The following is a 10,543-nucleotide window of genomic DNA, read 5'->3' on the forward strand; positions in this document are numbered from 1 at the left end:
CAAGGAGCTGACCGACCAGGTGGCGGAGGCCGTCGACCGCGGGGCCGTGCCGCTGCACCGCGGCAGCCTCGCCGACGGCCACTTCCTCCCCGGCCAGGACACCTCCGCGTACCTCCCGCCGGTCACCCTGCTGAACCCGCCGCCCAGCTCTCCGCTCCACCACGCGGAGCCCTTCGGCCCGGTCGACACGATCGTCCTGGTGGACACCGAGGCGGAGCTGCTGGCGGCGATGAACGCGAGCAACGGCGCGCTGGTCGCCACCCTCTCCTGCGACGACCAGGACACGGCCAAGCGGCTGGCCGCGGAGGTCCGCGCCTTCAAGATCGGCCTCGGCAAGCCGCGCTCGCGCGGCGACCGCGACGAGCTCTTCGGCGGCTTCGGCGCCTCCTGGCGCGGCGCCTTCGTGGGCGGCGACCTGCTGGTCCGCGCGGTCACCCAGGGCCCGCCGGACGAGCGCCCCCCGGGCAACTTCCCGGACTACCACCTGATGCCGGAGGCGTAGCCGGGGAGCTCACTGCCGTGCCGGAGGCGTAGCCGGGGAGCTCGCCGCCGTGCCGGAGGTGCAGCCCGGAAGCCCACCGCTGCGCCGGAAGCGTGGGCTCCGGAGCCGGATCTGATGCCGAAGGCGCAGCTCCGGAGCCGCTCCTGATACCAGTGGCGTGGCTCCGGAGCTGGCCCTGATGTCGAAGGCGCAGCCCCGGAGCCGCTCCTGATGCCAGAGACGTGGCTCCTGCCAGAGACGTGGCTTCGGAGCCAGTCTTGATCCCGGAGGCGTGGCTCCGGAGCCGTCGCCGCCCATCCGCGATGCCCGCCACCAACCGTGCACGACCACCTGTCACCAATCGTGCGCGATCACTCACCGGCCGTACGCCCTGTCCCTCTGATCGCCGGGGATACGCAGGTGAAAGGCGCGCCAAACCCCTGGTATCGTTGACCCCGTCGCCGCGGGAGACCGCGGTTCACCTGGTCCGGGTGGCGGAATGGCAGACGCGCTAGCTTGAGGTGCTAGTGCCCTTTATCGGGCGTGGGGGTTCAAGTCCCCCCTCGGACACCAGCAATCGAATTGGCCCGCTCTCTGGTTTTCACCGGAGAGCGGGCCAATTCGTTTTTGTGGTCTGGTGGTGCCCCGTTCCTTCTGGAACGATTCAACCCGCTCAGTACGCTCGCCAGCCCTCTCCCGCTCAGCGCACCACGGAACTCCCACTCCATGGAGGACGCATGAGACTCACAGGCCGCCGTGCGGTCGTCACCGGCGCCGCCGGTGCACTCGGCTCCGTCATCTGCGGCGCCCTCGCCGCGGACGGCGCCGACGTCATCGGCGCCGACCTCGACCGCTCGGGGTTGGACACCGTCGAATCCGCCGTCACCGCCCACGGCCGGCGCTGGATCCCCGCCGCCGTCGACCTCACCGACTTCGACGCCGTGCAGGACACCGTAGGCCGGGCCGTCAAGGACCTCGGCGGCGCCGACATCCTCGTCAACAGCGCGGGCGGCGGGGCCGTCTCGTTCTTCCACGAGATGACGTACGAGACGTGGACGACCCAGGTGGACCGCAACCTCACCTCGGTCTTCAATGCCACCCGCGCCGTGCTCCCCGCCATGCTGGAGGGCGGGTTCGGGCGGATCGTCAACATCTCCTCCGTGGCCGCCATCGGCGGCGGCCGGCTCGTCCGGGGGGCCACCGCCTATGCCGCGGCCAAGGCGGGCGTGGTTGGCCTCACCAAGGCGCTGGCCATCGAACTGGCCGAGCAGGGCGTCACGGTCAACTGCATCGCCCCCGGCGCGCAGGCCACCGGCGCCCGCGACAACGACACCCCGGAATGGCGGGAGAGCCTCCTCGCTCAGATCCCCACCCGGCTCCTCGGTGAGCCCGAACACCTCGCGGAGACCGTCGTCTTCCTGTCCTCGGCCGCCGCCGTCAACATCACCGGCGTCATCCTGCCGCTCGACGGCGGCCACTCCATCTGACGGCAACCGGTCGGCCACTCGATCCGACGCAACCGTTCTCGGCCACTCGATCCGACGGCAATCGATCTCGGCTGCTCGACCCGACGGGCACCGATCCGAAAGGGCTCACATGACCGACAGACTCGCCAAAGGGCGCGGCAAGTTCGAGGAGATCTACGGACCGGGCTCGTCCGAGGGCCTGCTCGACTGGCAGGACGGACTGGGCAAGGACCTCGCCAGGCTCGGCATCGAGTTCAACTTCGGCGACATCTACTCCCGGCCCGGACTCACCCTCGCGGAGCGGGAGATGGCCACCCTCGCGGCCCTGACCATGCTGGGCGGCGTCGACGCGCAGCTGCGGGGCCACACCCGCGGCGGGCTCAACGCGGGCCTCACACCGACGCAGATCCTGGAGACGGTCATCCACACCGTCCAGTACGCGGGCTTCCCCCGCGCCCTCAACGCGATCAAGGTCGTGACGGAGACGATGAAGGAGCTCGGCGTCGACATCCCGGACGCGCTCGGCCCGGGTACGGCTGGCCCGGACTCGTACGGTCCGAGTACGCCCGGCCCCGGCGCGCTCGGCCCGAGTACGCCTGGCCCCGACCCGTACGACTCGAGTACGCCCGGCGCCAACAGCCCCTGCCCCGACTCGTACGGCCCGAGTCGGCCTGTGCCCGGCACGGGTGGGATGGCCGTATGACCGTCTCCATCGCCCTCGTCGGCACGCTCGATACCAAGGGTGCCGAGTACCAGTGGGTCGCCGACCGGCTCGCCGAACTCGGCGCGGATCCCCTCGTCGTGGATGTCGGCAACCGGGAGCCGGCCGGATTCACCTCGCGGATCGCGGTCGCCCAGGACGAGGTCGCGCGGGCCGCGGGGACCTCGATCGAGGAGATCAGGGACCGGTCGGACCGCGGGGCGGCGACCCGGGCGGCCGGGGAGGGGGCCGCGGTCGTCCTCCGGCGCTTGGCAGAACAGGGGCGCCTGGACGGCGTCCTCGCCCTCGGCGGCAGCGGCGGCTCCGCCATCGCCGCCCGCGCCGTACGGGACCTGCCGGTCGGCCTGCCGAAGCTCATCGTCTCGACCATGGCCTCCGGCGACGTGGCCCCCTACGTCGGCGCCTCCGACGTCACCATGATGTACAGCGTCGTCGACATCGCGGGCATCAACCAGATCTCGGCCACGGTCCTCGGCAACGCCGCCGCGGCTATCGCCGGCATGGGCCGCGCCCACGCCGACCGCCGCGCAGCCCACGCCGATCGCCGCGCAGCCCACGCCGATCGCCGCGCAGCCCACGCCGATCGCCGCGCCGCCCCCAGCGCGCCGGACGCCCGTCCCCTGATCGCCGCCTCGATGTTCGGCGTCACCACCCCCGCGGTCGACGCCGCCCGTGAGCGCCTGGACGAACTCGGGTACGAGGTCCTGGTCTTCCACGCCACCGGCTCCGGCGGCCGCGCCCTCGAATCCCTGGCCCGCTCCGGGATGTTGGCCGGCGTACTCGACCTGACGACGACGGAGCTCGCCGACGACCTGGTCGGCGGGGTGCTCAGCGCGGGCCCCGACCGGCTGACGGCGGCCGGGGCGGCCGGGGTGCCGCAGGTCGTCAGCCTCGGCGCGCTCGACATGGTGAACTTCGGGCCGGAGGAGACCGTGCCCGCCGAGTTCGCCGGCCGGCTCTTCTATGTCCACAACCCCACGGTCACCCTGATGCGCACCACCCCGGAGGAGAACGCGACCCTGGGCCGGCGGATCGGCGGGAAGCTCGCCGCGGCGCAGGCGCCCACCGTCCTGCTCGTCCCGCGCGGGGGAGTGTCGGCGCTGGACGCGGCGGGCGGGCCGTTCGCCTCGTACGAGGCCGACGACGCGCTGTTCTCCGCGGTGCTCGAAGCCGTCAAAGGATCCGCCGTCCAGGTCGTCGACTCCCAACAGCACATCAACGACCGCGAGTTCGCCGTCCACGCCGCGGACGAGCTGCACCGGCTCGTCCGGAACCGAAGGGGGAACCAGCCCTGAACCGCAGCGAATCACTGGCCGCGCTCCGCGCCACCGCGGCCTCCGGAAGACCCGTCATCGGCGCGGGCGCCGGCACCGGACTGTCGGCGAAGGCCGCCGAGGCGGGCGGCGTCGACCTCATCATCATCTACAACTCCGGCCGCTACCGGATGGCCGGCCGCGGCTCCCTGGCGGGCCTGCTCCCGTACGGCGACGCCAACGCGGTCGTCGTGGAGATGAGCCGGGAGGTGCTCCCGGTCGTCGAGCGGACGCCGGTGCTCGCCGGGGTCTGCGGCACGGACCCGTTCCGGCGCATGCCGTACTTCCTCGACGAGCTGGCTCGGATGGGCTTCGCGGGCGTGCAGAACTTCCCCACCGTGGGCCTGTACGACGGCATCTTCCGCGTCAACCTCGAGGAGACGGGCATGGGTTACGGCCTCGAGGTCGACATGGTCCGGCTGGCGCGCGAGCGGGACCTGCTCACGGCGCCGTACGTCTTCGACGTCGAGTCGGCCGTCGCGATGACCGAGGCGGGCGCGGATGTGCTCGTGCCGCACATGGGCCTGACCACGAGCGGCACCATCGGCGCGCGGACCGCCCTGACCCTGGAGGAGTCGGCCGAGCGCGTGCAGGAGATGCGCGACGCCGCGGTGGCCGTCAACCCGGACGTGCTCGTCCTCTGCCACGGCGGCCCCATCGCCGAGCCGGAGGACGCGGCGTACATCCTCGCCCACACCACCGGCGTGGTCGGGTTCTTCGGCGCGTCCTCCGTGGAGCGGCTGCCCACCGAGCGTGCGATCAAGCAGCAGCTGACCGACTTCAAGTCGATCCCGATGTCCTGAGCCGTCCCACCGCTCCCACCGCCCGTACCGCCTGCACCACTTGCACCGCCCGCACCGTTCCCACCGAGGAGGAACTCCGATGTCCCGCAAGCCGGACGACGTGTCGACCCGTTCGTTCTCCTGGGGTCAGATCAAGTGGCTGATCAGCCCCGACCTCGACGACGAGGCCAAGGTGACGACCGGCGAGGTCATCATCCAGCCCGGCCAGGGCCACGCCCCGCACAACCACCCGGGCTCCGAGGAGGTGCTGTACGTGATCTCCGGGGAGGGGGTGCAGACCGTGGGAGAGGGCGCCGAGCCCTTCACGATCCGCGAGGGTGACGCCGTCTACGTGCCCGCGGGCGTCGTGCACTCTACGTACAACACCACATGGCGCCCGCTGAGACTGCTCGCGGTGTACAACCCCGGCGGCCCCGAGCACGTACTCGACACCCTGCCGGACGCGAAGATCCTCGGCCCGGGCGTCGCCCCGCTCTGGTCCCAGGCCAACTGACGGCGGCGCGCGTGCCCGTCTACCGGACTCCCCGGGAATGGCTGCACGCCGGCAACGGTCCGGCCTGGGCCGGCGCGGCCCGGGCCGGTGCCTTCGCCGTCCCGGCCACCGGCGGGGTCTTCGAGCGGCACCACCACGACGATCACGAGTACTGGTTCATCACCTCCGGGCGCGGCAAGGCCGTCATCGGCGCGGAGCGGGTCTATCTGCGGCCCGGTGACATCGTCCTCACCCGGGCCGGGGACGAGCACGACATCGTCGAGATCTACGAGCCCCTCGCGGGCTTCTTCCTGGAGACCGGCCAGCCGGCCGGCGGCCGGTCCGGCCACCTGTACCGCGGCGATCCCGCGGCGGCGCGCCACGCGGTGCCGCTGCGCCCGCTGCCCCCCGACTTCCCGGTGGGCGAGCACTGACCGACTCCCGCCGGGCAGGCGCTGAGCAGGGAAAGCACCAGACCCCCGGTGCATGAGCACCGGGGGTCTGGCCTGAAAGTAGCGGGGACAGGATTTGAACCTGCGACCTCTGGGTTATGAGCCCAGCGAGCTACCGAGCTGCTCCACCCCGCGTCGGTGAACATGACCCTACGCGCTCGGGGCGCTCCGGCCAAATCGTTGGTCCCCGGACCCGGCCCGGAACCGCGGACTCCCTGGGCGTCTGTGACCGCCGCCACATAAACTCGCCTGTGTACGGATCCGCAGGAAGCACCTCCCGCAGGAAGCCACCCAGGCCGCTCAAGCCGCTCAGGCCGCTCAGGCCGCTCAGGTCACTCAGGAAGCCTCAGGGAAGCCGAGGAAACCCATGCCGGAGCTCTTCATAGGCGGCCGGTGGACCGCCGCCGTGGACGGACAGGTCCGCGAGATCCGCTGCCCGGCCGACGGGACGCCGGTCGCGACCGTGGACGAGGCCGGGCCCAAGGACGCCACCGCCGCGATCGGCGCCGCCCGCGAGGCCTTCGACCGCGGGCCCTGGCCTCGCACCTCCGCCGCCGAGCGCGGCAGGCTCCTGCTGCGCACCGCCGAGCTGCTGGAGCGCGACAAGGACGCGCTCGCCCGCGCCGAGTCCCTCGACACCGGCAAGCGGCTGGTCGAGAGCGAGTACGACCTCGACGACATCGCGAACTGCTTCCGCTACTTCGGCAACCTGGTCGCGGCCCAGCCCGAGGGCCGGATCGTGGACACCGGGCAGCCGGGCGTCGACAGCCGGGTCGTGCACGAGCCGGTGGGCGTCTGCTCGCTGATCACGCCCTGGAACTATCCGCTCCTTCAGACCGCCTGGAAGGTCGCCCCGGCGCTGGCCGCAGGCAACACCTTCGTGCTGAAGCCGAGCGAGCTGACCCCGCACACCGCGATCGGCCTGCTGCGGCTGCTCACCGAGGCCGGACTGCCCGACGGGGTCGGGAACCTCGTCCTGGGCGCCGGGGCGACCGCGGGCGCGCCGCTGACCAGCGACGAACGGGTCGACCTGGTGTCCTTCACCGGCGGCGCGGAGACCGGCCGCCGCATCATGGCCGCCGCCGCGCCCACCGTGAAGCGGATCGCCCTCGAACTGGGCGGCAAGAACCCCAACATCGTCTTCGCCGACGCCGAGTTCGACACCGCCGTCGACTACGCCCTCACTGCCGTGTTCCTCCACTCCGGCCAGGTCTGCTCGGCCGGCGCCCGGCTGCTCGTGGAGCAGGAGCTGCACGACGCCTTCGTGACCGAACTCGTCGCCAGGGCCCGTACGATCCGGCTCGGCGGCCCCTTCGACGAGAACGCCCGCAGCGGACCGCTGATCTCCGCCGAGCACCGCGCCAAGATCGAGGCCTACGTGGCGGCAGGCCTGGCCGAGGGTGCGGTGCTGCGCTGCGGCGGCCGCCGCCCCGAACAGCCAGAACTCCAGGACGGGTTCTACTACCTGCCGACCGTGCTGGACGACTGCGTGCCCGGCATGTCCGTCGTCCGCGACGAGTCCTTCGGACCCGTCCTCACCGTCGAGCGGTTCCGCACCGAGGAGGAGGCCCTGGCGCTCGCCAACGACACCACCTACGGCCTGGCGGGGGCCGTGTGGACCCAGAACGCGGAGCGGGCGCACCGGGTGGCCTCGGGGCTGCGCGCCGGCACCGTGTGGATCAACGACTTCCACCCGTACGTACCGCAGGCGGAGTGGGGCGGAATGAAGCAGTCCGGGATCGGCCGCGAGCTGGGGCCCGCGGGCCTGGCCGAGTACCAGGAGACCAAGCACGTCTGGCGCAACACCGCACCCAGACCGCTGCGGTGGTTCGCGTGACGGCCACCGAGCCGGGCGGCCCCGGAGAACGCGGCCGCCCCGCGCGGGACGACGCGCACGACGACGCCTCACTCGCCGAACTCGGCTACCGGCCCGAACTCAAGCGCACGCTCGGCAACTTCCACACCTTCGCCGCCGGCGTCAGCTACATCTCCATCCTCACCGGAACCTTCCAACTCTTCTACTTCGGCGTCGCCTTCGGCGGACCCGCCTACTGGTGGTCCTGGCCCATGGTCTTCGCCGGCCAGCTGATGGTCGCCCTCTGCTTCTGCGAGCTGGCCGCCCGCTACCCGGTCGCCGGATCCATCTACAACTGGGCCAAGCAGCTGGGCGGTCCGCACGTCGGCTGGCTCGGCGGCTGGATGATGATGACCGCCACCATGGTCACTCTGTCGGCCGTCGCCCTCGCCTACCAGATCACGCTGCCGCGGATCGACGACTGGTTCCAGTTCATCGGCGACGGCACCGGGAAGAACGACGCCGCGGCCAACGCCGTACTCCTCGGCTCGGTGCTCGTCCTCTTCACGACCGCGGTGAACGCCTTCGGCGTCAAGCTGATGGCGCGGATCAACTCGGCGGGCGTGTTCATCGAGTTGATCGCCGCCATCGCGCTGATCATCCTGCTCGCCGCGCACCTCACCCGCGGCCCCGGCAGCGCCCTCACCCAGACCTACGGCCTGGGCACCGGCCAGCACCTCGGCTACCTGGGCGCCTTCCTGACCGCCTCGCTGGCCTCCGCGTACGTGATGTACGGCTTCGACACCGCCTCCTCGCTCGGCGAGGAGAGCCGGAATCCGGCCCGCAACGCGCCGCGCGCCATCCTGCGGGCCCTGGTCGCCTCGTTCGTCATCGGCGGGCTCATCCTGCTCTTCGCCCTGCTGGCCGTCCCGGACCTGCACGCCGAGCAACTGACCACCGGCGGGCTGCAGTACGTCGTCCTGACCGTGCTCGGCTCGACGGTCGGCGAGATCGTGCTGTGGTGCGTGGTCATTGCGATCACCGTGTGCGCGCTGGCCGTGCACACGGCCGGGATCCGGCTGATGTTCGCCATGGCCCGGGACAACAACCTCCCGGCGGGCTCCGCCCTCGCCCGCGTCAACCCGCGCTTCCAGACGCCGGTCGTGCCCGCGGTCGTCATCGGCGTGGTGGCCGTCGCGATCCTGGTCCTCAACGTCAACCAGCCGCAGATCTTCTCGGTCATCACCAGCATCGCGATCATCATGATCTACCTGGCGTATCTGGCGGTGACCCTGCCCATGCTGGTCCAGCGGCTGCGCGGCCGCTGGAAGCCGGCCGAGGGGCGGTTCTCGCTGGGCCGCTGGGGCCTGCCGATCAACCTCCTCGCGGTGCTGTGGGGCACCGCGATGGCCATCAACCTCGCCTGGCCGCGCCCCGACGTCTACAACGCGACCGGCCCCCAGCACTGGTACCTGCGCTGGGGCGCGTTCCTGTTCATCGGCGTCGTCGCGGGCGCCGGCTTCGCCTACTACTGGTTCGTCCAGCGGCACCGCACCGGGGTGCTCGAGGAGCACCGCGCCGAGCGGCAGCCGACCGGGAGTCTTGATGAGTGAAGACACCATGCCCCGGGCCGAGTTCGACTACGTGGTCGTCGGCGGCGGCACCGCGGGAGCCGTCGTCGCGGCCCGGCTGTCGGAAGACCCGGACACCACCGTCTGCGTCCTCGAAGCCGGCCCCTCCGACGTCGGCGACGACCATGTCCTCCGCCTCGACCGGTGGATGGGCCTGCTGGAGTCCGGATACGACTGGGACTATCCCGTCGAGCCCCAGGAGCGCGGCAACAGCTTCCTGCGCCACGCCCGCGCCAAGGTCCTCGGCGGCTGCTCCTCGCACAACTCCTGCATCGCCTTCTGGGCCCCGGCCGAGGACCTCGACGAATGGGCGGCCATGGGCTGTACGGGCTGGGGCGCGAAGGACACCTTCCCGCTCTTCCGGCGCCTGGAGACCAACGACGCCCCCGGCGACCACCACGGCCGCGAGGGCCCGGTGACCCTCCGCACGATCCCGCCGCACGACCCCTGCGGACGCGCGCTGCTGGCGGCCTGCGAGGCGGCCGGCATCCCGGTCACCCCCTTCAACACGGGCACGACGGTCGTACGCGGCGCCAACTGGTTCCAGGTCAACGCGCGCGAGGACGGCGTCCGTTCCTCCGCCTCCGTCTCGTATCTGCACCCGGTCCTGGGCAAGCGGCCGAACCTGGAGGTGCGGACCGGGCTCCAGGCCAAGCGCCTGGTCCTGGGGGAGCACCGCCGCTGCACGGGCGTGGAGTACCTGGCGCCGGACCTGTTCCGTACGCACTCCGTGGCCGCGCGGAGGGAGGTGATCGTCGCGTGCGGGGCGATCGACACCCCCAAGCTGCTGATGCTCTCCGGCATCGGCCCGGCCGACCACCTCCGCGAGACCGGCATCGAGGTGCGCGTCGACTCCCCGGGCGTCGGCGCCAACCTCCAGGACCACCCCGAAGGGGTGATCATGTGGGACGCCAGGCAGCCCATGGTCACCTCCTCCACGCAGTGGTGGGAGATCGGCATCTTCGCCGACACCGAACCCGGCTTGGACCGGCCGGACCTGATGTTCCACTACGGCTCGGTCCCGTTCGACATGAACACCTACCGGCAGGGCTACCCCACCTCCGAGAACGCCTTCTGCCTCACCCCGAACGTCACCCGCGCCCGCTCCACGGGCACGGTCCGCCTGCGCACCCGCGACTTCCGCGACAAGCCGCGGGTCGACCCCCGCTACTTCACCGACGAGCACGACGTACGCGTCATGACGTACGGGCTGCGGCTCGCGCGCCGGATCGCGGAGCAGGCGCCGCTGGCGGACTGGGCCGGCGCGGAGCTGGCGCCGGGACCCCAGGCGCGGTCGGACGAGGAGCTCTTCGACTACATCCGCCGGACCCACAACACCGTCTACCACCCGGCCTGCACGGTCCGGATGGGCGCGCCCGAGGACCGGCAGGCCGGGTGGTAGACGGTGT

At 71.8% G+C, this 10,543-nt stretch carries 9 protein-coding genes, 2 tRNA genes and 1 pseudogene; 11 read left to right on the forward strand and 1 reads right to left on the reverse strand.

What is annotated here, in order from left to right; all coding sequences use genetic code 11:
- From AOK16_RS14810 to AOK16_RS14845, 8 genes are all read left to right on the forward strand, one after another.
- The coding region (locus AOK16_RS14810) for an aldehyde dehydrogenase family protein (RefSeq protein WP_157859218.1) at nt 1–502 on the forward strand (502 nt) is incomplete at its 5' end.
- A gap of 464 nt (nt 503–966) precedes the next feature.
- Nucleotides 967–1,054 (forward strand) — tRNA-Leu (locus tag AOK16_RS14815).
- Nucleotides 1,055–1,218: 164 nt separating this feature from the next.
- A complete protein-coding gene (locus AOK16_RS14820; RefSeq protein ID WP_055472728.1) occupies nt 1,219–1,968 on the forward strand; it encodes an SDR family NAD(P)-dependent oxidoreductase in 750 nt (249 codons plus the stop codon).
- A 109-nt stretch (nt 1,969–2,077) separates the two neighbouring features.
- Nucleotides 2,078–2,650: a carboxymuconolactone decarboxylase family protein gene (locus tag AOK16_RS14825; protein ID WP_079101387.1), complete on the forward strand. Its 573-nt coding sequence runs from the start codon at nt 2,078–2,080 to the stop codon at nt 2,648–2,650.
- Complete coding sequence (locus tag AOK16_RS14830) at nt 2,647–3,963, forward strand: Tm-1-like ATP-binding domain-containing protein (RefSeq protein WP_055472729.1); 1,317 nt, start codon at nt 2,647–2,649, stop codon at nt 3,961–3,963. Before AOK16_RS14825 ends, AOK16_RS14830 begins: the two co-directional genes overlap by 4 nt.
- Before the next feature lie 14 nt (nt 3,964–3,977).
- Nucleotides 3,978–4,784 carry a phosphoenolpyruvate hydrolase family protein gene (locus tag AOK16_RS14835; RefSeq protein ID WP_276202504.1) on the forward strand — a complete coding sequence of 269 codons (807 nt, stop codon included), beginning with the start codon at nt 3,978–3,980 and terminating at the stop codon, nt 4,782–4,784.
- A gap of 79 nt (nt 4,785–4,863) precedes the next feature.
- A complete protein-coding gene (locus tag AOK16_RS14840; RefSeq protein ID WP_055472731.1) occupies nt 4,864–5,277 on the forward strand; it encodes a cupin domain-containing protein in 414 nt (137 codons plus the stop codon).
- An 11-nt stretch (nt 5,278–5,288) separates the two neighbouring features.
- On the forward strand, nt 5,289–5,690 hold the full coding sequence (locus tag AOK16_RS14845) for a cupin domain-containing protein (protein ID WP_055472732.1): 402 nt from the start codon (nt 5,289–5,291) through the stop codon (nt 5,688–5,690).
- Between the two features lie 79 nt (nt 5,691–5,769).
- Here AOK16_RS14845 and AOK16_RS14850 read toward each other — a convergent pair.
- Nucleotides 5,770–5,843 (reverse strand) — tRNA-Met (locus AOK16_RS14850).
- A gap of 232 nt (nt 5,844–6,075) precedes the next feature.
- Between AOK16_RS14850 and AOK16_RS14855 the strand changes: the two genes are divergently transcribed.
- From AOK16_RS14855 to AOK16_RS14865, 3 genes and pseudogenes are all read left to right on the forward strand, one after another.
- A complete protein-coding gene (locus AOK16_RS14855; RefSeq protein ID WP_055472733.1) occupies nt 6,076–7,545 on the forward strand; it encodes an aldehyde dehydrogenase family protein in 1,470 nt (489 codons plus the stop codon).
- Nucleotides 7,542–9,116 carry an APC family permease gene (locus AOK16_RS14860; protein ID WP_169790896.1) on the forward strand — a complete coding sequence of 525 codons (1,575 nt, stop codon included), beginning with the start codon at nt 7,542–7,544 and terminating at the stop codon, nt 9,114–9,116. The genes AOK16_RS14855 and AOK16_RS14860 overlap by 4 nt, the downstream gene beginning before the upstream one ends.
- Nucleotides 9,109–10,518, forward strand: a pseudogene (locus tag AOK16_RS14865) (GMC family oxidoreductase); the annotation flags it as partial. The gene AOK16_RS14860 and the pseudogene AOK16_RS14865, both read left to right, overlap by 8 nt.
- Between the last annotated feature and the right edge of the window lie 25 nt (nt 10,519–10,543).

The sequence above is a fragment of the Streptomyces pathocidini genome (assembly GCF_001418495.1).
In the GTDB taxonomy this organism is placed as follows: Bacteria; Actinomycetota; Actinomycetes; order Streptomycetales; family Streptomycetaceae; genus Streptomyces; species Streptomyces pathocidini.